Source organism: Moraxella sp. CTOTU49097 (assembly GCF_032064105.1).
GTDB lineage: Bacteria > Pseudomonadota > Gammaproteobacteria > Pseudomonadales > Moraxellaceae > Faucicola > Faucicola osloensis_B.
Genome location: NZ_DAMBOA010000008.1, coordinates 70,947 through 92,677, shown reverse-complemented (window position 1 = coordinate 92,677; position 21,731 = coordinate 70,947). Strand labels below are relative to the sequence as shown.

Sequence of the window (21,731 nt, the reverse complement as noted above, 5' to 3'; positions counted from 1 at the left end):
GGATTAATCATAGCAATGACCGACACTGTACAAACTTTTGCCCCTTCAACGCCGCACACCGATAGACCCATCGCTCGCGACAAGCCAAAACGTCCTGAAGTGGGTGAAAAACTACGTGGCCATGATAAAGTTGCCCGTATTCCGATTAAAATCATTCCAACGGTAGAAACCCCAAAAAAACCTGACTGGATTCGCGTCAAACTATCATCGCCGAGTGAAGTGGCACGCATTAAGTCAACCTTGCGTGAACAAAAGCTGTATACGGTGTGTGAAGAAGCGGCTTGTCCTAACCTACCTCAATGTTTTGGTGATGGTACCGCGACCTTTATGATTATGGGAGATATTTGTACCCGTCGCTGCCCATTTTGTGATGTGGCGCATGGTCGCCCCAATGCGCTCGATGAGCTTGAGCCGATTCACACCGCTGAGACCATTGCCGGATTAGGGTTAAAGTATGCGGTGATTACCTCGGTTGACCGAGATGATTTGCGTGACGGCGGCGCGGAACATTTTGCCAATGTCATTAAAGAATCTCGTCAGTTAAGCCCTAATTGCTTGATTGAGATTTTAGTGCCTGATTTTCGGGGTCGTGAGCAAGTGGCACTTGATATCTTAAGTGACACAGCGCCTGACGTATTTAACCACAATATCGAAACCGTGCCACGTTTGTATAAAGCGTTTCGCCCAGGGTCAGATTATCAGCACTCATTACAGCTGTTAAAAGATTACAAAGCGCGTCGCTCGGATATCGTCACCAAATGTGGTTTTATGGTGGGTCTTGGCGAGACTGAAGAAGAGGTTTATGCCTTACTCGATGATTTAAAGGCGCATGATGTCGATTTAATTACCATCGGTCAATATTTGCAGCCAAGCAAATCGCACGCCCCAGTTGATAGATTTGTGCATCCGGATGAATTCGACCGTTATACTGCACACGGTAAAAAATTGGGCTTTGCAAATATTTGGGCTGGCCCGATGGTGCGCTCAAGCTATTTTGCCGATCGACAATATTATGGTGAGCCTTGCCCGCGCCCTACCCGTGGTGCCAATCCGTTATCAGAAGCGGACATGAAAAAATCAGGTTGTTGATTTTTGCGTTAATATGTGCATTGATTTGTGAATTTGTGCGTTGATTTAAAGCCGTCATTAGACGGCTTTTTTATGCTACCCTAATTATAAAATAACACACAGGAAATTTGCGATGAATAATAACTATACATTCTATCTGCCTAAGGTGACGCCTGTTGCTACGTTACTAATCGTTCATGGCATGGCAGAACACCAAGGGCGCTACCAACCTTTTGCGCAATTTTTGGCAAATCATGATATTGCGGTATTAACGTTTGACCATTTAGGTCATGGACAGCAAGCCTATGACAATGGATGCTTAGGCTATATGGGTAACCCTAATCCTGCTGAGTTGATGATTGACAATGTGATGGCGCATGCGCAGTTAATCGCTGAAAAATACCCTGATATCCCCCATTTTATCTTGGGTCACAGTATGGGGTCATTTATCGTTCGCTGTATTGTGCAGCGCTATGGTGAGCGATTTGCGGGCGCAGTGATTATGGGTACCTCAGATTTTAATCCATTGGCAAACTTGTTTGTGCCGGTGACGAAAAATCTTAATCACTTTACCACACGCCGCACTAATCCGGTATTGGACAAGATTTTAAACCAATTTAATAACCTACCCTTTAGAAAAGAACCCGATTTACAAGGGTTTAATTGGTTGAATTCAGATCTTAAGCAAGTAAAAGCCTACCTTGATGACAAGCTTTGCGGCTTTCAGTTTACCAACAATGGCTATTTTGCGCTCATGTCGTTGATGCAAACAGGCACCAATAAGCATTGGTACCAACAAGTACCCCGACAGTTACCGCTACTATTTGTCAGCGGAAAAGATGACCCCGTTGGGCAGATGGGAAAAGGCATTCCGCGTATTGTTAAACGTTTGCAAAAAAATAATTTTGCCTCGGTGAGCATGCAGCAATATGAAGCGATGCGCCATGAAATCTTGCTAGAGCCTAATCACCAACAAGTGTATGACGATATTTTGGCTTGGCTCACTCACCATATCAATTAGCTGAAAACCCCTGAGTCTTGCCAATGAGTCTGACTGCTGAGTGTTTAAGCAGCGTTGTATAACTGTCATGATGAATAGACTATTAGCCTCGCTTTGACACGCCAGTTGCTTGTTAGAAATATCGATGTGATGTATTGAAAGATTTGAAAAAACAACCATTTAATCTAAAGTTATTCATGGAGTTAAGTTATAGGAAATGTCATTGAGTACAACTGATAAAATTAAAGTGCGTTTAGATAAATGGCTATGGGCAGCAAGGTTTTATAAAACCCGTACTCTAGCCAAGGAAGCGATTGAATCGGGACGGGTCCACCATTTTGGCAATCGCGTCAAGGTTAGTAAAGAAATAGCGGTGGGTGATGAATTGACAATTCGTCAAGGGTCAGCCAATCATTACACCCAAAAGACGGTCAAGGTGTTAGCGCTGTCTGAAGTGCGTGGCAATGCCACTGCCGCCAGTGTGCTTTATCAGGAGACCGATGCCAGTATCAGTCAACGAGAATTTTTCACCGAACAGAAAAAACTTGCCAATCTTGCCCGCCCAGATCATCGCCCAAATAAAAAACAGCGTCGTCAGCTGAGCCGCTTTAGGGATATTAACCATTTTGGCAGTGATGAAGAAGGTTTTTAATTGGCTGTCATGGGGTCATAAAAATCCCGATTTTCTCTGTGATATTTCGTTATAATAAGCACTTTATCATTGCACTAGTCATTGCACTGGCGATGAGCACCTCTGCCGATTATTAACGATATCTTTATGACCAATTTTTTTGAACCTAATCCTGTGCAGGCTAATCCTAGCTATGTGGATATTAGCGCATACAATACCATGGCATTAGCCTGTCAAGCCAAACAATTTATCCGTTTAACTCAACTATCTGATATTGAGCCCACTTTTAAACAACTGGCAGCCCATCAACAAGCATTTGTTGTGCTATCTAATGGCAGTAATATCATTTTGCCCGAAGTGTTGGACGCGGTTGTGGTGTCACCCAGTCTTAAAGGTAAAACTATCCTGTCTGAAGATAGCCAAACGATAACACTTGAGGTGATGGCCGGCGAGGATTGGCATACGCTCGTGGTAGACACGGTCAATCAAGGTTGGTATGGACTGGAAAATTTGGCGTTAATCCCAAGCTGGGTCGGTGGCAGTCCCGTACAAAACATCGGTGCATATGGGGTACAAGCTGAAGATGTGATAGACAGTGTAAAAGCGTTTCATATACCGAGCTTAACGTGGCATCATCTAAGCAAATTTGATTGCCAATTTAGCTACCGTGACAGCCTGTTTAAACAGCAAGCCGGGCAATGGCTCATTACCAGCGTCATTTTTACCCTCAATAAAACCGCCAAACCCAATACCCAGTATGGGGATGTGGCAAAAGTTGCACAGCACTATGCGAGCCAAGCAGGTCGTGATGAAGTCACACCCGTGGATACCATGAATGCCATCATCGACATTCGTCAAAGTAAACTGCCCGATACCAACGACTTGCCCAATTGTGGCAGCTTTTTTAAAAACCCCATCGTCGCCAAATCTCAAGTTGATCAGTTACTGCAGAGCTATCCCAATCTGGTGCATTATCCTGTCAAAGATGCCCAAGGCAATTTGACTGATTACTGCAAAGTTGCGGCGGGCTGGCTTATTGACCAATCAGGGCTTAAGGGTAAAGGCATTGCACCGATTTTAACGCATGTAAAACAAGCCCTAGTATTGACTAACCATGCGCCAAAAGTTGCGACGCAACGTGATGTTACCAAAACTATGCAGTTTATACAAGATATAGTGCTTGAGAAATTTGGGATAAAATTGGAAGCTGAACCGGTTTGGATTGAATCTGATGGTAGCATTCGCCAAGCTCATTAATTACCTTGAGCGATTTTTTTTAACCATCAAACGGATTTTGACCGTTGTTGTATTGGTGGGGTGTTTAATCACACTCAGTTTTTTCACACCGCTGTTTTCTACCATTGTATTGTTTATCTTAGATTGTTATCGCCTGCCAGAATCGGCGGTGAGCGTCAATCCTGCAACGGCGATTGTGGTATTAGGTGGCGGATTAACCAATAACCAGCAAAATGAGATTGTGATTAACCAATTTACCGAAAGTCGATTGATTAAAGCCAGCCAAGTGTATCAGCAGACTGGCTTACCCATCATCGTCAGTGGTAAGGAGGCGCCGTGGATGGCAAAGTGGCTGCAAAAAAAAGGCATTATATGGGTCGTGGCAGAAAAAAACAGCTTTAACACCTGTCAAAATGCAAAATATACCGCAGAAATGGTCAATGTCAAACAGGTAATTTTGGTAACTGATACTTATCATATGAACCGCTCAAGACGGCAGTTTGCCCTCAATGGCGTGGCTACTGTCCCAAGTATCGCCCCATTACCAAAGGCAAATGATTGGCAGCATTTTGATCAGAACCTGCAGCACTCAAGACGTGCTTTATATGAATTGTTGGCATTCGCTCGCGATCTTTTCAAACCCCAATACGATTGCCAACCGACCAATAAATAAGTTATTTTTGAATCTCTACATTGGTATAGCCAGCTGATTGTAAAGCAGACTTGGCTTGTTGGGCACGACCGCCACCACGGCTATACACCTTAATGGTATCTGATTTTGCAATGCCTTGCGCCGTTATTTTGGCAAGTAATTCATTGTGTGGAATGTTAATGGCGCCTGCGGGATGATTCACAGAATACTCTTCTGGGGTACGTACATCAATGACCACTGTCGCCGCGTTTGCTGTTGGCATCAATAATGCACCAACCATGACAGCCGCGCCTAAGGCAAGCAACTGTTTTTTTGAAAGTTTAAGAGAAGGCTTAAAGATTTTAGGCATCAACATCATAATTTCCTTGTAGAATTTTGAGTTTTAAAACCAAGTTAAACCTCAATGTTTAACCTGCTATTATTATAGCATTCATTATTCGCACTCAAATCACTGAGTTGCTTTGATTTGCAACCCATGTGTTTGTTTTGTAAGCATACTAAAGGCTATTTGATTGCTGCTATTTAATTGCTACAGCAACGCTGCGACATTTTGCCGCATTTATTTATGGCAAAATAAGCGTATAATGGTTTTTTTAACTTAATTCGCTTGTTTACGCCAAGTAATGGGGATGCACGATGCAAAGCATGTATTTTTTGATTCCTATTAGTTTAGTGCTATTTGTATTGGGTATTTTTGCCATTTATTACGCCATCAAATCACGCCAATTTGACGATTTGGACAATGAATCCCAACGGGTCATTTTGGATGACAGACAATTTCGCCGCGAACAATTAGGGCAAAATCCCGCCAAGCCTTCATCTTCTCAGCCCCCAAAAATACAAGACCCTACTGACGAGCAAAAATAACGTGTTGGGGTTATCTTTCTTCCTGCTGATTTGTTTCTATTGATTTGTTTACTTTCTTTTGAAAAATTTTTAGACTTTTTTGGAGCATTTTATGACCTGGGCATTATTTTTGGCAGCCTTTAGCATGGGATTGTTTGGCTCACCGCACTGTCTGGGGATGTGCGGTGGCATTGTGACGGCTTTTGGGCTGTCGATGCAGCATGTATCGGACAGCAAAAAAAATGGCTTGATTTTGACGTATCATGTTGGACGACTTATCAGTTATGCCTTGCTTGGGTTGATTGCCAGTCTTGTTGGGGTGGCAATCTTTCAGTCCATTATGAGTAACAGTGCGCCAAGAATTGTACTGGGTGCGGTACTGGTGTTAATTGGGCTTGCGATGCTTGGGTTACCGCTTTTTAATCAGTTAGAAAAAGTAGGGATGCGCTTTTGGCAATCGCTTGCCCCGATACGCAAAAAAGTGTTTCCGATTGATAGCTTTGGTAAAGCCTTGTTTGCTGGCTTGCTTTGGGGATTTTTGCCGTGTGGATTGGTGTATGGTGCGCTCATGATGGCGATTGCTGGCAACAACATCGCTACAGGGGCGGCTCTGATGTTTGTATTTGGGCTGGGTACGATGCCGATGTTGATTGCCACACAAAAAACTGTGGGGATGCTACAGTCGAGTATTAAAAATTTTCGCCTTCGCCAAATTAATGGGGTGATTATGATGTTGTCTGGGCTTGCGGTGATTTTTATTCCGATGATGATGCACCATAACCATAACCATGGTTCACATAATCAAGGTTCACACAGTCATGCCATGAATGAGACGAGTATGCACCATGATATGTCGACAATGAATCATTCTGCGTCTAATCCTGCTTCTGTGACAGCTTCGACTACCATGCCGACTACTATGCCTATGAACCATAATATGAGTGATGATATGAACCATAACATGAATCACAACATGCACAATATGCAGGATATGAACGATAAGCACCATGAGATGGCGATGTCTGCCAGTACCAGTCATAATCACTAGTCACTAATCATTCATTTATATTGCCCAAAAAAACAAACCTCTTAATCGGTATATTAAGAGGTTATCGGTTGCGAATTTTTACGTTTTAAGCTTAACTTGCAGTTTACATTTCTACTGCGTCATCGCCTTCGTCAAGGTAGATGATATCGGTTTCATATTCAAACGCTTCATTTAACATATCTAACATTTTTTACTCCTATCCTTCTTTATCCAATGATTATGGATTTTTTATTCATTTTAAGGCTTTTGCCATTTTTTAGTTGTTTACTTACTAGTTACTATTTTACGTTATCAATGCAACTTCATAACGTCATGATATTTAACGTGAGTTTGATGACATTAGCATGAAATTCTTGTAACAGGAATATGAATTTACAAAAAATTACTTTTATTGAAGAATAATCCAGCTACTGAGCAGGTTTGTCAGTGCCGCTAAGTAGTTTTGGCACGCTTTTGAGTCGCTGTTGCTGTTCGTCATAGGCTTGTTTTTGAACGCGGTAAATTTCATACACGCATAGTTCTTCGCAGCCGTTGTCGCAACATTCCCAATCTTCAGGATAAGTAGGTTCTTCAATTAGGCGTTCGCCATTAGGTAATTGATTTTCCATCATTTTCTAAATCTTCTTTTTCGCTATAACACGCTTATGATGAGCCAATAATTATTTATTATCAGGTCATCATCACGCTTTTAAAGATAATTTCTCTATAAGATTTTTCACCGCGTCAATCCGTCCTTCTGGCGTAGCAAGGGCTTTGTCATCCATCATTTTTAGCCCTGTCGCGCCATTCATTTTAAACTTTTTCGGATTCGACTGAATAAGCCCAATAATGGTAATGGCTTCCACAGGGGTGCTTGATGAAAACTCAAAGGTGACTTGCCGCTCATTGCCATCAATCTTGCTAATCTCCAGCGCTTCAGCCATTAAGCGGATTTGGTGAATGGCAAATAAATTTTTGGTCGGCTCCGGCAAACTGCCAAAACGGTCTAGCATTTCGCTACGAATGCTAATTAGGCTGTCATAGTCTTCAGCATTGGCGATTTTTTTATAAAACAATAGCCGCTGATGGACATCACCCAGATAATCTTCAGGAATAAGTGCCGACAAATGCAGATTAATGTCACTGGTTAGCGATAATGGGGTGTTCAAATCAGGTTGTTTACCTGCTTTGATGGCTTTGGTGGCACGGTTTAACATATCCATATACAGGTTAAAACCAACCGCTTGCATATTGCCGCTTTGGTTTTTGCCCAGCAGCTCACCCGCCCCACGAATCTCAAGGTCTTCACTGGCAAGCATAAAGCCTGCCCCCAATGTATTGGCACGGCTGATGGCATCAAGGCGCTTTTGGGCGTCGCTGGTCAAGCCTTTAATCGAAGGCACTAGCAGATAACAGTAAGCTTGGTGGTGACTACGCCCGACGCGGCCGCGCAGTTGGTGAAGCTGGGCAAGCCCGAATTTATCGGCGCGGTTGATGATAATGGTGTTGGCATTGGGGATATCAATGCCTGTTTCGATAATGGTGGTACACACTAGCACATTGTGTCTTTTGTGGTAAAACGATTGCATGATTTGCTCAAGCTCTCGTTCTTTCATCTGACCGTGAGCCACTGCCACCCGAGATTCGGGCACAAGCTCTCGCACGGTTTCTGCCATGCGCTCAATGCTTGCCACATCGTTATGCAGTAAAAATACCTGTCCGCCACGCAATAATTCACGCAAAATCGCTTCTTTGAGTAAGTTATCAGACTTTTGCATGACAAAGGTTTTAATTGCCAACCGCCTTGCCGGGGGCGTGGCGATAATCGACATGTTTCGCATACCCGATAACGCCATGTTCAGGGTACGTGGTATGGGTGTTGCGGTCATCGATAGTACGTCAACATCCGATTGCATGGCTTTGATACGCTCTTTATCTCGGACGCCAAAACGGTGCTCTTCATCAACAATCATCAGACCTAAGTTAGCAAACTTGACATCTTCCTGCAAAATTCGGTGGGTACCGATGACGATATCAATTTTACCTTCGGCTAAGCCTTTGAGAATCGCATCGTGCTGTTTTTTGGTGCCAAAGCGAGACAGGCTTTCAATACGAATGGGCCAATCAGCAAATCGATCCAAAAAGTTGTCTTCGTGTTGTCCAGCAAGCAGCGTCGTCGGTACTAGCACTGCCACTTGATAACCTGCTTGCACCGCAATAAAAGCGGCACGCATTGCCACTTCGGTTTTACCAAAACCGACATCACCGCACACCAGCCTGTCCATGGGCTTATTTTGCTTCATATCAAACTTAACCGCTTCAATGGCATTGGCTTGGTCGGGCGTTTCTTCAAACGCAAATTGACTGGCAAATAGGTCATACTGGATTTGGTCAATTGGGAAGTTAATGCCCACTTTGGCATCACGGCGGGCTTGCACGTTGAGCAGTTCCGCTGCTACATCATGAATTTGGCTGAGTGCTTTGGCTTTGGCTTTATCCCATTTACCGCTACCTATGGTGTGAAGCGGTGCGGTTGCCGCGTCGCCACCCGCATAACGGCTGATAAGCTGCAGATTTGCCACAGGCACATACACACTGGCATCATCTGCATAGGTAAGATGGATGAACTCTTGCAATTGTCTATCAATCTCAAGCGTAATCAAGCCTTGATAACGCCCAATACCAAAATCAATATGCACCACAGGGTCGCCGATATTAAGCTCACTGACCGATTTAACCAAAAATTCATCAGATACATCGCTTTGGCGACGGCGGCGAGTCTGTAACACCTGCCGTCCAAACAACTGGGTTTCTGAGATAATCGCAAACTTATCGGGAAGCAACGCGCCTCGCTCAATCGGTGCAATGGTCAAGGCAATCGTAGTGCTATGCGCCTCATCCATGTTTGCAAGAAAATCGGTCAATCCTGAAACACTTTGTAAATTAAAGCGTTTTTGCAACAGCTCCGATAAAATCTCACGGCGACCCGCAGTTTCGGCAACCAATAATATCGGTTTAGTAAATTGCTCGCGAAATGCCATCAGTCTTTGCAGTGGCTCAGCAAGTTTATGGTCAACGGTTAAATCAGGGGGTGTGTCAACCAATGCATTGATTGCCCCCGCTTTGGTGTCATCAATTGGTTGTTCGCTGGTGATAATGCGAGGATATTGGGCAATTTTTTCGTTAAAGATATGTTCTGCTAGATACAAATCTTGCGGTGCCACAATCGGTTTTTCGATATCGTGCCTGCGGTCATTGTAGCGAGTTTGGATTTGTTGCCAAAAATTTTGGTAAGCCGTCTCTATTTGATTATCGACGATAAACAAGCTATCTTTGGGCAAATAACTAAAAAAATCCGAGCCATTTTGCCAAGTATCGGTGTCAAAAAATAATGGCTGATAATACTCCACCCCCGCCGGTGCAATGCCGTTCATCACATCGTTAAACAGCTCAAAACGGCGGGCGGATGTGTTGGCAAAGGTGCTGGCAAAATTGGCGCGAAACGTTTCTTTACCCTCATCCAGGGGAAATTCTCGCGCGGGTAAAATCTGAAAGCTAGTAATTTTACCGATGGTTTCACCCGATTTTTTTTGACTATTCATAAACTTTACATATTGATGGGGGTCACTGTCTTTTAATTCGTCCAAATCCGCTTGGGTCAAGCTACGCTGGGTTTGTGGGTTAAAAAAACGGATACTCTCAATCTCATCATCAAACAAATCAATGCGAACCGGAAACGGCTGACCAATGGCAAACAAATCAATCACGCTACCACGCACAGCAAATTCCCCCGGCTCAAAGACATTATCTACTGCATGATAGCCCGCGGTCGCCAGTTTTCGACGTTCGGTTGCCACATCAAAGGTGTCACCCACTGACAAATCAAAGTGTTGACCCAATAACCATGATGCAGGGGCGACACGGTGCATTAAGGTCTGCACCGAAATCAGCAAAATACCATCAGTTGGCATATGGGTAAGCAAATGAATCCGCTCAGAGACAATGTCATGGTGCGGTGACAGTTCATCATAGGTGAGCGTTTCCCAATCAGGAAACACATGGGCATCAACCCCACTAAATGCCAACTCTGTTTCAAGCTGATTGAGCTGATTTTGGTCACCGGTCACGACGACTTTTAGGTGGTTTTGCTGACCGCTATCACTGCTAGTAAGGCTAGTGAGCCATAAGGCTTGGGTCATGCCTTGTAAGTTGCCCAGCCATTTTTTGTCATGCTTAGCATTGTCAAACAACGATTGGTTAAGGCGAAAGGAAAGATGAGACAGTAGGTGCGTAGCATTCGTCATTGTTATCGGTCTTTTGGTTATAAGTCTTTTGATTAAAAAGGCGAAAAATAATGACGTTATTGTGGGGGTTTTTGCTGAAAAATTAAAGCTAAAATAGCAGTGTTTTAGCAGACTTTTTGGCAATAACACTTTAACACTTTATCCCTGCAATGCAGCAATCTAGCGTTCTTTACCAAAGTGATATGCAAAAAAAGCACCGCCAATTTGACGGTGCTTTTTTGTCAAGCTGACGTTATTTTTTGAGCGATTTGGTGGTTTGCGCTTTGACAAATTTAGGATTTGAGTTACCCCAGTTGGCGTAGATTTCGGTAAAGAGTGTACCTGTGATATCTTCGATTTCCGACTGGGTGATTTCGGCACTACCTTGTTTACCAAAGATAACCACCTCATCGCCTGCTTTGACATCGGGGTAATCAGTGACATCGACCATGGTGGTATTCATCGAGATTTTGCCCAATGCCGGGACTTTATGACCATTAATTAAGACATGACCTTTGTTGGTAAAGGCGCGACGGTAGCCGTCTGAATAACCAAATGGTAGATTTGCCAAATAGCTATCTCGTGTCAAGGTATAAGTGCGGTCATAGCCAACCGTTGAGCCTTTAGGATAGAAATTGACGCTAGCCACACGGCTTTTGAACGACATGATGTAGTTAAAATCTGGACGTTCAAAGTAAGGCTCGCCAAACAAAATCGCCCCTGGACGCACCATATCAAACCAACCTTCTGGCACGTTCAGCGACACAAACGAATTCGCCGCATGGATGGTGAGTTTTTTACGGTCGAGTTTAGCGGTCTTAATCAGCCAATCGGTGTTTTGTTTAAAACTAGCCAACCCTTTTTGTACATCGGCTTTATCCTCAACAGGAAAATGGGTCATGATACCGACGATGTGGAGATTTTTAAGCTTGGTAATTGCCAAAGCGTCTTGTTTAGATTTCTCAACGCTCAAATCTAAGCCGTTACGGTCCATGCCACCGTCGTTGAGTGCCATATGAAAATTAATGACCACGCCCGCTGCTCGTGCGATATCACTGGCAGTTTGGGCTTGTTTAAGGGTACCAAATAACTCTTCGACATTGTATTTTAAGCCGTCTTCAATTTCTTGGTTGGTCGCCGTACGCACCCGCATCACTCGTCCTTTGTAGCCGTGTTTGCGGGCGATACGGGCTTCTTCGTTACTGGCAATACCAATACAAGGCACTTGATGCTCAATCACGGTAGGCATCAAATTATCAATGCCAAAACCATAGGCATCGGCTTTTAAAATCGCACAGATTTGGGATTTACCACCTAGATGTGCGCGCATCGCTTCAATATTATGCCCGTACGCCTCAGTATCTATTTCAAGCCAAGCGTTGGTATTGGCAAGATTAACGATATGAGGATTATCGCCAGCATACGTTAGCGCGGGCGCGGCTTGCGCGGGCGCAGCGTGATACATAACGGTGGCGATGGCAAGCGATAGCAAAGTTTGATGTAGTTTCATAATAATTCCCAAAATGATATGACAATAAAAAAATCAGAAAAAATACGCGCTTTCATGCGCTGATGTTACCGCAGTCAAGCCACATAACCAGTTAATATATCAACAATTGATGCGGTTTTTTAACCAACCTATTCTACTCTTTAGTTTAGAAGCTTAACTTAGCTCATTAAAGCAATGATGTCTTACTTACAATCATGCCATTGTTATCGGCATACACAAAGTCGCCATTATTTATCGTCATTCCGCCAAAATTTAGCGTCACGCCTACATCGCCTACCCCTTTGCGATTAGATTTGCGGGGAATGGCGCCGAGCGCTTGTACGCCGATTGGCATTTTGCCCATATCATCTACATCTCGCACACAGCCATACACAATCACGCCAGCCCAGCCATGATCAACACCACTTTGTGCAATCATATCACCTAACAACGCGCAGCGCATTGATGCCCCACCGTCTACCACCAAAACCTTGCCATTGCCTTTCTCATCTTTGCCATGCGTGGCCAACAGCTCTTTAACCCGGCTATTGTCTTCAAAGCATTTGACGGTTACCACTTCACCGCCAAATTTTGTGTTACCGCCATAGCTAAAAAAGCGTTTGCCTTCCATGTTGGGTGCACAAACTTGACATTCTGGATTATCATCTAATAAATCGCAGGTAATAAAATTTTGTAAGGTCATGTCGCTCATCATCGTTCCTTAAATCAATCGTTTTCTTGGAAAGGTTAGTTTCTAAACCGCGTCATCGCTAGCATGTCACCGTTACTGATAACTTGGGTTTTTTTGGCGGTATCGACGCGATTAGCAGATTTTTCATAAGTATGTTTGATGTGCCAATTGTTACTCACCAGCGCCATTGCCATCGCCACCCTATCCGCTTCTATGGGACGGACAGGCAGTTTTTTAGGCACAATAGGTTTGATAAGTTTGTACGCCGTCTGCGCGATGGTTTCAAGTTTACGATCATTGTGTTTGCCAAGCAGTAAAGAGGGACGAAAAATTGCCAATTCTTGAAAGCCTAAATTGCCAATCGCGGTCTCAAGCTCACCTTTGATACGGTTATAAAAAAAGCGACTGTCGGCATTAGCGCCCATCGCCGATAACAAAAAAAACCGTTCTACGCCTTTTTGTTTGCAAGCTTTTGCAAATTCGACATTATAGGTAAAATCGATTTGTCGAAAGGCGGCTTCGCTACCCGCTTCCTTAATAGTGGTACCCAGACAGCTAAAAGCATCGGTGTCTTTACCAATCGACAGCGCAGACACAAATTCATGCATTTGATTAAAATCTTTGAGCTGGTAAAAATGCATCGAATCACTCAACCCTTTTGGCTGAGAGCGCGCAATGATAATGACTTTTTGATACAAACTGCCAAGCTGGGTCAGTAGTGAATTGCCTACCAAGCCGGTTGCACCGATGATTAATGCTGTGCGCTGCATAAAACAATGACCTCAGTATGAATATTTTATGAGTTTTTAATGTCATTTTATTTAATCACAGATAATCAAAACTTTCACCTACAAATACGTTTTTTTCAGCGTTGGTGGGCATTGCGCGATGGTTTTTTAGCCAATAGACGAAATACGCTGAATAATCTGCCGAAGTAAGTTGTTATTGTAGCGTGAGTTTGCTAAAATAGCGGGCTTTAAATCCGCTTGATATCGTTAATTGTGTTTCCGTGTCTAGTGATTCAAGGATTCAAGCAACCCTAACTACCCGTGTCTGTAATAAGCGAATGGCTGCTCACTTACTAACAGATCGATTTATATTGCAAATCCAAGGAGATTTACGTGGCAAATTCTGCACAAGCTCGCAAACGCGCTCGTCAAAACGTTAAACGTCGTCAATTAAAAGCATCACAACGTTCTATGGTTCGTACTTTCATCAAACATGTGGTAAAAGCCGTTGAAGATAAAAACTACGACGCAGCGACTGAAGCTTACAAAAAAGCAGTTCCAGTGATTGACCGTATTGCTGACAAAGGCGTGATTCACAAAAACAAAGCAGCACGTCATAAAAGCCGCTTAAACAAAGCAATTAAAGCCCTTAAAACTGCTTAATTGTTTGTTGCATTAAAAAAGCCAATTCACATTGAATTGGCTTTTTTATTGAGACTGATTTAGTTATAAAATTTATTTAATTATAAAAAAAGCTGAAATTTCGATTTCAGCTTTTTTTATTTAGCTTACCTAAAAGCCCATTGATGCGTTTCATTATGCTTTTAATTCGGCAAGGACTTGCTCACTGACTTTATCAATCGCTTGTGTACCATCAAATTTGGCATAACGAGGCGCGTTTTGACCCGATTTTGCCAAGTCTTGATAAAAACCAACCAAAGCTTCTGTTTGGTTATGATAAGTCGCTAAACGATCGCGGATGGTATCTTCTTTATCATCCTCACGCTGAACCAAATCTTCACCGGTTTCGTCATCTTTACCTGCCACTTTGGGTGGATTATAGACCACATGGTACACGCGACCTGAAGCAGGATGAGAGCGACGACCTGACAAACGAGACACGATGTCTTCATCAGGTACTGCAATTTCTACCACGTTATCAATGTGTACGCCTGCATCTGCTAACGCTTGCGCTTGTGGAATGGTACGCGGAAAGCCATCAAAAATACAGCCGTTGGCGCAATCTGGCTGCGCAATACGGGCCTTAACTAGGTTGATAATTAAATCATCTGAGACAAGTCCACCGGCATCCATGATACTTTTGGCTTGTTTGCCAAGCTCAGTACCTTCTTTGATAGCGGCACGTAGCATATCACCTGTTGAAATTTGTGGAATATTAAATTCCTTGGTGATGATTTGTGCTTGGGTACCCTTACCAGCGCCAGGTGGCCCTAAAAGAATAATACGCTTCATAAACCTATTCCTTAAGTCGAAATTATTAAAATCGCCCTATCTCATTACTGCAATAGCAAAAAAGACCCACAAATGGTGTGTTCGAATAACTAACAGTTTTGAAATACTGGGTTAACAATACTCGTTAACCGCTAAAATCTCAAGCAATTTTTGCAAAATAATTTAAATTGATAGGGGTATTAAAAATAAAAATGTGGCAAAATTTAACCCACCCCCTATTCAATTAAGCCCCTATTCAATCAAGGGAGTTTTATTATGATTTAAGGCACGATTTTATCAATCAATACCGTTGTCGAGTCAGCCGTTTTCTCTAGCGGTACGGGGTTACTCGTCAAGTCACCACTTTGCGGCATGGCGTCACCTGAGGCACTAACCCGGGCAGTAATCACTAATGGCTCATTCGTGCTAATCGCCGAGCTTAAGGTCATCGTCGGCATGATGCTGTCGTTATCGCTGATGTTAATTGCCATACCATTGATAGTTAAAGTATCTGCTGACAGTTTTTTGGCAGCAACAGGGGGACCACCTGCCATCTTACGCACATTAACAAATAAGCTTTCGCCTTTTTTCACCCGCCCTAATATCTCAGGGGTGACTTTGACATTGACTGTAATCGCCTGCTTGCCTTGGGCTTCCCGCTGGTTGATAGTCTGCTCAAGTTCAGATAAGCTGCTTAAGGCTTGGGTATGATCGCCAGGACGCGCTTGGATTTCGCTGCGTAGCAATTCTACCCATTTTCGAGACTGCGCGTAGTTACCCGCTCGCATTTCGCCCATTGCCATCAGCATTTGTGCGCCTTGGTGTTTGGGACTTTTGGCTAGAATATGCTCAACCACCTGACGGGTTTTGTCATCCATTACCCCGCCTTGGGTAAAAAAGCTGGTTTGCGCGTAGGTGATGGCGATTTTTTCATCATCAGGATTGAGACGATACGCCCTTGCCAAGGCTTCAATCGCTTGCTCGGGTGCTTGCAAGGCTACAAACACTTCAGAGAGACGAAACCAACGTAGCGGATCGGTGGCATGATGATGCACGTTGGTTTGCATGGTACTAATAAGTCCCACGCTGTCTTTGGTCGCCCATTCAGGTGGCGTATCGATTTTTGCGGTCAGTAAATCATCCGCGACTTGTCCCAAGCGATTTTGTGCATCCCATAACTGATAGACGGGCGTGCGGTCGGCAATCATCACATAAGCCATCGCAGATAATAGTGGAATCCAGATGATAACTATCAGACGGCTTTTCCAATTGGGGGTAAAATGGCTGGTATCTTGATTGTCACTGATGTCTAATAATTGACGCTCTAACGCCAGTTTTTGAGTTTGATAAGTCGCCTCATCGATTTGACCCTCGTCAAAATCAGTATCAAGTTCTACCAACCGTTGTTTAAATACTTCAATATTGAGCGTTAGTAGCTGATTATCAGCGCGATTGGCAATAACGTGATGGTCTTGGGTTTGCAACCAAGGTAACAAAATAAATACCGCAAGCGTGATAGCAAACAGAAGCGCAACAATGATAAAAATAATTAGCGTTGACATTAATTTTCCTTAGCCGCTGCTTGATTGATTTCACTAGTTTTAGCATTGGCAGCGTTATCATTGGCGTTTAACAAGTCTTGTAATCGCTGTTGTTCGGCGGCTGAGAGTGGCGCATAGCCGTCTTCTATGGGGTTGGCGATGACAGCGGCACGTTTTGACGAATTACGGTTACGAATAAACCAAGCCAGCATCACAAACACCAACAACACAGGCGGAAAAAACCATAAAATCCAGGTGGATGGGCGCACAGGTGGTTTATAGCTAATAAAGTCACCGTAACGCTCATTCATATACTGGCGAATTTCAGCGTCGGAACGACCGTCTTTGACCATGTCATAAGTCTTTTGTTTTAAATCTTGTGCAATTGGCGCATCGGAACCTGCCAAGTTTTGGTTTTGACATTTTGGACAACGAAATTCTTCAATGAGCGCACGATACTGGGCTTCTTGGCGCGGGTTGTCAAATTGGTAGGTATCAATGTTTGCCCAAGCAGACATGGATAACCCTGCGACTAGCAACACCATAGCCATCGCCCTGACTATCAAATGAAGAATTTTTGCAAATGTGATACTCATTGGCACACCTCACGGATTTTAGCATCGGCGGCTTGTTCACGTAGCGCAGTCATACAAGGCAATACTTGTTTGTTGTAGCGCTCTTCGTTGATTTCACCCAAGATATGCTGGCGCACATTGCCTTTGCCATCAACCACAAATGACTCTGGCACACCTGTCAGACCCAAATCAATGCCAAAATTACCTTCTTTATCTTGCACATTGAGGGTAAATGGGTCTTCATGGGTGTTAAGATAATCAAGCGCGTCTTTGGTTTCATCTTTATAATTGACCCCAACAATCGGTACGCCGGCTTTTGACATTTGCAATAAAAACGGGTGTTCAACTTTACAAGTCACACACCAAGACGCCCATACATTGAGTAAAAAAGGCTGTTTGGGTAGCTGTGCTTGGGTAATCATTTGTGATGAGTTACCCAAAGACGGTAAGCTAAAGCTTGGCAAAGCGCGATTGAGCGAGGTGTTGGTCACTACCGTGGTATCTTTGCCCAACCGTGTATAAAACAGCGCAATGATAATCAAAAAAAGCACCAAAGGAATCAAAAACCAAAGTTGTCTTTTACGCATTGCCATGAGCACTCTCCTGACCTAATTCACTGTCATTTTTTACTAACACGGGGGCGATTGCCGCTGGGGTGTTAATCGCTGCCAAATTCCCCGACTTATCATCACTTATATCAGCAAGTCTCGGCAGTTTACGATAGCGTTTATCAAACATACTTAAAGTCGCACCCAGTGCAATGACAAAACCACCCCACCACACCCAGCGTACGCCAGGTTTGATATAGATACGCACCGCCCATTTATTGGCATCGGCTTCGCTTTGATTGGCGTCCAAAATCGGCTCACCCATTGCCATGTAGATATCTCTTAATGGGTTGTACTGGATAGACGCTTCGGTCATGGGCATTTGACTGACCACATAATGGCGTTTTTCTGGATAAAGGGTGGCAACCAGTTGGTTGTTTTTACGAACACTGACCACCGCTTGGGTGGCATCAAAGTTGGCACCGCGGATTTTTTTTAGCTCATCCATCGTGAACTGGTAACCTTGTACTTCAACCGATTGGTTTTTTTGCATGGCAATGTCTTTTTCGATACTTAAGCTTGTGGTAATGGCAATGCCCATCACGGATAGCAAAATACCCAAATGCGCCAGCTGCATTCCCCAATAGCCCATGTGCAGACGTTTTAGCCCAGCGCCCAGCGAGCGCGCGTTACGGGTTTTGTCTTTGATATCAATCACCATCCATACCAACACCCATAAACACAATGCCGCTGACATAAAGATATTGATGTTAATGCTACTGACCAAGAAATAGCTTAAAACCCCGGCTAACACAAAACAACTGGCTAAAATCGCCAAGCCTATACCTAACAATGGACGGGTGTCTTTTTTCCAACGGCTGACAGGTCCAATGGCTAAAAACAACAATAACAACCAAGTTAACGGCACAAATAACGCATTAAAATAGGGCGCTCCCACCGATACTTGACCCAGTTTTAACGCATCGGCCAGCATTGGGTAAAGTGTGCCAATCACCACCACGATGGTTGCGACTAATATAATAATGTTATTGATGACCAATAATGTCTCACGAGATTTAAGCTGATAATGGCTTTCTTGGGTCAAGCGCCAACCACGCCACGCAAACATCGCCAGACCGCCACCGATTACCACGCCCAAAATCACTAGGATAAACAGACCGCGGGTGGGATCTGCGGCAAATGAGTGAACCGAGGTAATGACCCCCGAACGTACCAAAAACGTACCCAATAAACTCAAGGCAAAAGTGAAAATCGCCAACATAATCGTCCAAGCTTTGAACACGCCGCGCTTTTCGGTAACTGCCAATGAGTGTAATAATGCGACCCCACCGAGCCAAGGCATAAACGACGCGTTTTCCACAGGGTCCCAAAACCACCAGCCGCCCCAACCAAGCTCGTTGTATGCCCACATTGAGCCAAACACAATCCCTAAGGTCAAACAGCACCAAGCCGCTAGTGTCCAAGGACGCGACCAACGCGTCCACACCGCATCTAACCGACCTGCCCACAATGCTGCCATGGCAAAGGCAAACGGTACCACCGCGCCCACATAGCCCATATACAGCATCGGTGGATGAAAAATTAATCCAGGATCTTGCAGTAGTGGATTCAAATCTTTGCCATCCACTGGGATGCTGGGTAGACTGCGATTAAAAGGTGACGACACAAAAATCACCATGCTTAGCATCATCATTTGCACAAAGGCTATAATCACCAACACGCGTGCGCGCATGGCAAGCGGCAAGCTTCGACTAAAAACAGCCACCGCCGCGCCCCAAGTCGCCAAAATGGTGACCCACAATAACAGTGAGCCTTCATGCCCGCCCCACGTGGCGGATAGGCGATAGTACCAAGGCAGCAAAGAATTTGACTGATTGGCGACATAAATCAACGTAAAATCATTGGCATAAAACCCATACATCAGGCACAAAAATGACGTACCGGTTGCCAAAAACTGAGCAATGGCAAAACTTCCCGCCAGTCGTTGCCAAGCAGGTTGGTGTTTAAACACCCCGACTGCTGGCAAAATAACCTGTAAAATGGCAATCACCAAGGCTGAAATAAGCGCAAAATAGCCCAATTCAGTAATTAACATACCCACTGCTCCTATCGCTGTAGTGGTTATCACACTGTAGAATTTTCACCAAAAAAATGGGTAAAATTAATAAAACACCAATATCAAATGTATCCAGCCCGCCAAAAACCCTGTCACACCGCCCAAAATAATCAGTGTTAATTCATCTTCACGAAAGGCAGGACGCAACAGATTTTGAAATTCATTGGGCGTCAATGCGCGAATTCGGTCTCGAAACAGCCCAAAGATTTTTTCTGCGCGGCTAAGGTTAAGCTCAGGATTACTCATCGGCACCATGGTCGCTGCAATTGACTTATCAATAATCACGTGTCTGAGCTGACCAAATTCTTTACGACCCAAACCAAATCTCAAGCTCGTTTGAATCACCTGTGATTCCAGCATTGGGTTTAGGTGTTTTTTAATCAGCTCACGCGTTTGCATCGCACGGCTGCCATACATCATTTCATACATGATATTTTTGAGCGTGACCAAATCTTTGACCACAATCTCAGCAAACACCTCAGAGACCTCAGGCTGGCGTTTCATAAAACCACCTTGCCAGTTAAATTGTCCCATATGCGGTTTTTCAAAGCGAATAAACGGCAGCGATTTGCTAAAACTAAAAAATTTGGGATAGCGATAATAATGCGGTTCAATCGGATTAAATACCATCCAGATGGCAATCCAGTTGGTCAACAGCCCCCAAATCGCGGCAAAAAACGGCACCGTCCAATGCTGCGGCACAAACCAAAAAATCGCCATCTGCAAAATACCAAATACAAACCCAATCAGCGCACTGATATGCCAAATAAAATTAATCTCTTTTTGACCTACCTTTAGAAACATCCGCACCATCAGCGCACGGTCGCTTTCCATCTTGTTGACAATCATCTCGCGCATATCAACCAAGTTTTCGACATTGTAGGTCAAGTCGAGCACCAGATTTTTCATGATAGCTGGCAATTGCTCGTGTCCATAGGCATAGATACGGCGTTTGACAGCAAAAGGCAGATTCGCCCATAGCGTTGCCGAGCGCTCATTCATGATTTCATCAATCAGCAAATCCAAGTTTTGGTTCATGGTTTGGCTGATAAAATCCGCCACTTCTTCAGGGTGCATGGCTTGGAAAAACTCATCGAGCGAGCCAAGCTTGGATAAAGTTTGGTCAACGATAATCCCAGATATTTTACCCGCTTTGCGTGGCACAATGCCCTGCCAGCCGATACCGCCGCCTGGGAAGCCTTGAATCTTAATCCCCCAAAAATGAATGGGATAAAATAGCATCTTGAGCGCCATCCATACATGCGCCCAAGTCACGACTGCTGTCACAAATGGAATGGTCAGCATGGCGAAAAATTGCGGATGGGTTGCAAGCTTGTGCCAAATTTCTGCAAACATATCAAAAAAGCTCACATGGTGAAAAAGCTAAAATCAAAGGACAATAAAACCGAGATGACATTATAAGGTTTGCTTAAAAACGTCTATAATATAAGTGCGTTAATAAGGGTGCGTTCAAACTGCTAGATTTTAGCACAGAAAGATATATTTTGCCTGAAGAAGTTATATTTTTAGCGGTTTTGATTCCCTATGTTATCATCCATATTGCCGTCAATGCTGCTATCATAATTTGATACATTTTTTTGTCAGCAGCCGTTAGTTATTTGCGATTTTGACAGGATTTGGGCATGCTAATTTGCCACATTTTATGCTAGTATATCGCTCTTAAATTTTGACTGAAGCCATCAGATTTAAGCCACCCATACTTAAGCCACCCATCTAGGAGCTTATAGTTAGTAGCTTAGTAGCTGGGTGATATCCCTAAATTTGCATTAAGCTAAACGTTCATCGCACCGCGACCCTTTTTAAAAC

Annotated in this window: 20 protein-coding genes; 8 read left to right on the top strand and 12 right to left on the bottom strand. The window is 43.9% G+C overall.

What is annotated here, in order from left to right:
• Positions 1–15: 15 nt before the first annotated feature.
• From lipA to RT064_RS06850, 5 genes are all read left to right on the top strand, one after another.
• Entirely contained in the window at positions 16–1,089 is a 1,074-nt protein-coding gene (gene lipA / locus RT064_RS06870) for a lipoyl synthase (protein ID WP_313062592.1), read from the top strand.
• 112 nt (positions 1,090–1,201) lie between these two features.
• Positions 1,202–2,089: an alpha/beta fold hydrolase gene (locus RT064_RS06865; RefSeq protein WP_313062587.1), complete on the top strand. Its 888-nt coding sequence runs from the start codon at positions 1,202–1,204 to the stop codon at positions 2,087–2,089.
• A gap of 196 nt (positions 2,090–2,285) precedes the next feature.
• Positions 2,286–2,720: an RNA-binding S4 domain-containing protein gene (locus RT064_RS06860; RefSeq protein ID WP_036598052.1), complete on the top strand. Its 435-nt coding sequence runs from the start codon at positions 2,286–2,288 to the stop codon at positions 2,718–2,720.
• A gap of 126 nt (positions 2,721–2,846) precedes the next feature.
• The gene (gene murB / locus RT064_RS06855) at positions 2,847–3,956 is read left to right on the top strand and encodes a UDP-N-acetylmuramate dehydrogenase (protein WP_313062586.1); all 1,110 of its coding nucleotides are present in this window, start codon (positions 2,847–2,849) and stop codon (positions 3,954–3,956) included.
• Entirely contained in the window at positions 3,931–4,608 is a 678-nt protein-coding gene (locus RT064_RS06850; RefSeq protein WP_313062585.1) for a YdcF family protein, read from the top strand. Before murB ends, RT064_RS06850 begins: the two co-directional genes overlap by 26 nt.
• A gap of 1 nt (position 4,609) precedes the next feature.
• Here RT064_RS06850 and RT064_RS06845 read toward each other — a convergent pair whose 3' ends face one another.
• The gene (locus RT064_RS06845; RefSeq protein WP_313062584.1) at positions 4,610–4,945 is read right to left on the bottom strand and encodes a rhodanese-like domain-containing protein; all 336 of its coding nucleotides are present in this window, start codon (positions 4,943–4,945) and stop codon (positions 4,610–4,612) included.
• Between the two features lie 278 nt (positions 4,946–5,223).
• Between RT064_RS06845 and ccoS the strand changes: the two genes are divergently transcribed.
• Both ccoS and RT064_RS06835 read left to right on the top strand, forming a co-directional pair.
• Entirely contained in the window at positions 5,224–5,454 is a 231-nt protein-coding gene (ccoS, locus tag RT064_RS06840) for a cbb3-type cytochrome oxidase assembly protein CcoS (RefSeq protein WP_050325577.1), read from the top strand.
• Positions 5,455–5,545: 91 nt separating this feature from the next.
• Positions 5,546–6,481, top strand: a complete 936-nt coding sequence (locus RT064_RS06835; RefSeq protein ID WP_313062583.1) for a sulfite exporter TauE/SafE family protein — start codon at positions 5,546–5,548, stop codon at positions 6,479–6,481.
• Positions 6,482–6,888: 407 nt separating this feature from the next.
• Here the strand turns inward: RT064_RS06835 and RT064_RS06830 are convergent, their stop codons facing one another.
• The 5 genes from RT064_RS06830 to RT064_RS06810 all read right to left on the bottom strand — a co-directional run bounded on the left by RT064_RS06830 (position 6,889) and on the right by RT064_RS06810 (position 13,693).
• Complete coding sequence (locus RT064_RS06830; RefSeq protein ID WP_313062582.1) at positions 6,889–7,092, bottom strand: oxidoreductase-like domain-containing protein; 204 nt, start codon at positions 7,090–7,092, stop codon at positions 6,889–6,891.
• A gap of 69 nt (positions 7,093–7,161) precedes the next feature.
• Complete coding sequence (mfd, locus tag RT064_RS06825) at positions 7,162–10,764, bottom strand: transcription-repair coupling factor (RefSeq protein WP_313062581.1); 3,603 nt, start codon at positions 10,762–10,764, stop codon at positions 7,162–7,164.
• A 232-nt stretch (positions 10,765–10,996) separates the two neighbouring features.
• The gene (alr, locus tag RT064_RS06820; RefSeq protein ID WP_313062580.1) at positions 10,997–12,253 is read right to left on the bottom strand and encodes an alanine racemase; all 1,257 of its coding nucleotides are present in this window, start codon (positions 12,251–12,253) and stop codon (positions 10,997–10,999) included.
• 166 nt (positions 12,254–12,419) lie between these two features.
• Positions 12,420–12,935, bottom strand: coding sequence for a ribonuclease E activity regulator RraA (gene rraA / locus RT064_RS06815; protein WP_313062591.1), 516 nt, complete (start codon positions 12,933–12,935; stop codon positions 12,420–12,422).
• 44 nt (positions 12,936–12,979) lie between these two features.
• Positions 12,980–13,693, bottom strand: coding sequence for an NAD-dependent epimerase/dehydratase family protein (locus tag RT064_RS06810; protein WP_313062579.1), 714 nt, complete (start codon positions 13,691–13,693; stop codon positions 12,980–12,982).
• A 351-nt stretch (positions 13,694–14,044) separates the two neighbouring features.
• On the opposite strand from RT064_RS06810, the gene rpsT reads away from it, so the two are divergent.
• Entirely contained in the window at positions 14,045–14,314 is a 270-nt protein-coding gene (gene rpsT / locus RT064_RS06805; RefSeq protein WP_065263785.1) for a 30S ribosomal protein S20, read from the top strand.
• Positions 14,315–14,467: 153 nt separating this feature from the next.
• Here rpsT and adk read toward each other — a convergent pair whose 3' ends face one another.
• The 6 genes from adk to RT064_RS06775 all read right to left on the bottom strand — a co-directional run bounded on the left by adk (position 14,468) and on the right by RT064_RS06775 (position 21,260).
• A complete protein-coding gene (gene adk, locus RT064_RS06800; RefSeq protein WP_313062578.1) occupies positions 14,468–15,124 on the bottom strand; it encodes an adenylate kinase in 657 nt (218 codons plus the stop codon).
• A gap of 260 nt (positions 15,125–15,384) precedes the next feature.
• Complete coding sequence (ccmI, locus tag RT064_RS06795; protein WP_313062577.1) at positions 15,385–16,665, bottom strand: c-type cytochrome biogenesis protein CcmI; 1,281 nt, start codon at positions 16,663–16,665, stop codon at positions 15,385–15,387.
• Entirely contained in the window at positions 16,665–17,195 is a 531-nt protein-coding gene (locus RT064_RS06790) for a cytochrome c-type biogenesis protein (RefSeq protein ID WP_472796504.1), read from the bottom strand. The genes ccmI and RT064_RS06790 overlap by 1 nt, the downstream gene beginning before the upstream one ends.
• Positions 17,196–17,236: 41 nt before the next feature.
• Positions 17,237–17,812: a DsbE family thiol:disulfide interchange protein gene (locus RT064_RS06785; RefSeq protein WP_313062575.1), complete on the bottom strand. Its 576-nt coding sequence runs from the start codon at positions 17,810–17,812 to the stop codon at positions 17,237–17,239.
• The gene (locus tag RT064_RS06780) at positions 17,799–19,883 is read right to left on the bottom strand and encodes a heme lyase CcmF/NrfE family subunit (protein WP_313062574.1); all 2,085 of its coding nucleotides are present in this window, start codon (positions 19,881–19,883) and stop codon (positions 17,799–17,801) included. Before RT064_RS06780 ends, RT064_RS06785 begins: the two co-directional genes overlap by 14 nt.
• Before the next feature lie 66 nt (positions 19,884–19,949).
• A complete protein-coding gene (locus RT064_RS06775; RefSeq protein WP_313062573.1) occupies positions 19,950–21,260 on the bottom strand; it encodes a DUF445 domain-containing protein in 1,311 nt (436 codons plus the stop codon).
• Positions 21,261–21,731 lie beyond the last annotated feature (471 nt).

What these genes read in the sequence shown, in the direction of transcription:
- RT064_RS06860 (WP_036598052.1), top strand. Translation starts at nt 2,286, where the DNA reads ATGTCATTGAGTACAACTGATAAAATTAAAGTGCGTTTAGATAAATGG.
- RT064_RS06785 (WP_313062575.1), bottom strand. Translation starts at nt 17,812, where the DNA reads ATGGCAATGCGTAAAAGACAACTTTGGTTTTTGATTCCTTTGGTGCTT.
- ccoS (WP_050325577.1), top strand. Translation starts at nt 5,224, where the DNA reads ATGCAAAGCATGTATTTTTTGATTCCTATTAGTTTAGTGCTATTTGTA.
- RT064_RS06810 (WP_313062579.1), bottom strand. Translation starts at nt 13,693, where the DNA reads ATGCAGCGCACAGCATTAATCATCGGTGCAACCGGCTTGGTAGGCAAT.
- RT064_RS06845 (WP_313062584.1), bottom strand. Translation starts at nt 4,945, where the DNA reads ATGATGTTGATGCCTAAAATCTTTAAGCCTTCTCTTAAACTTTCAAAA.
- RT064_RS06775 (WP_313062573.1), bottom strand. Translation starts at nt 21,260, where the DNA reads ATGTTTGCAGAAATTTGGCACAAGCTTGCAACCCATCCGCAATTTTTC.
- rraA (WP_313062591.1), bottom strand. Translation starts at nt 12,935, where the DNA reads ATGACCTTACAAAATTTTATTACCTGCGATTTATTAGATGATAATCCA.
- RT064_RS06865 (WP_313062587.1), top strand. Translation starts at nt 1,202, where the DNA reads ATGAATAATAACTATACATTCTATCTGCCTAAGGTGACGCCTGTTGCT.
- adk (WP_313062578.1), bottom strand. Translation starts at nt 15,124, where the DNA reads ATGAAGCGTATTATTCTTTTAGGGCCACCTGGCGCTGGTAAGGGTACC.
- ccmI (WP_313062577.1), bottom strand. Translation starts at nt 16,665, where the DNA reads ATGTCAACGCTAATTATTTTTATCATTGTTGCGCTTCTGTTTGCTATC.
- lipA (WP_313062592.1), top strand. Translation starts at nt 16, where the DNA reads ATGACCGACACTGTACAAACTTTTGCCCCTTCAACGCCGCACACCGAT.
- murB (WP_313062586.1), top strand. Translation starts at nt 2,847, where the DNA reads ATGACCAATTTTTTTGAACCTAATCCTGTGCAGGCTAATCCTAGCTAT.
- RT064_RS06790 (WP_472796504.1), bottom strand. Translation starts at nt 17,195, where the DNA reads ATGGCTATGGTGTTGCTAGTCGCAGGGTTATCCATGTCTGCTTGGGCA.
- RT064_RS06830 (WP_313062582.1), bottom strand. Translation starts at nt 7,092, where the DNA reads ATGATGGAAAATCAATTACCTAATGGCGAACGCCTAATTGAAGAACCT.
- RT064_RS06835 (WP_313062583.1), top strand. Translation starts at nt 5,546, where the DNA reads ATGACCTGGGCATTATTTTTGGCAGCCTTTAGCATGGGATTGTTTGGC.
- RT064_RS06780 (WP_313062574.1), bottom strand. Translation starts at nt 19,883, where the DNA reads ATGTTAATTACTGAATTGGGCTATTTTGCGCTTATTTCAGCCTTGGTG.
- mfd (WP_313062581.1), bottom strand. Translation starts at nt 10,764, where the DNA reads ATGACGAATGCTACGCACCTACTGTCTCATCTTTCCTTTCGCCTTAAC.
- alr (WP_313062580.1), bottom strand. Translation starts at nt 12,253, where the DNA reads ATGAAACTACATCAAACTTTGCTATCGCTTGCCATCGCCACCGTTATG.
- RT064_RS06850 (WP_313062585.1), top strand. Translation starts at nt 3,931, where the DNA reads ATGGTAGCATTCGCCAAGCTCATTAATTACCTTGAGCGATTTTTTTTA.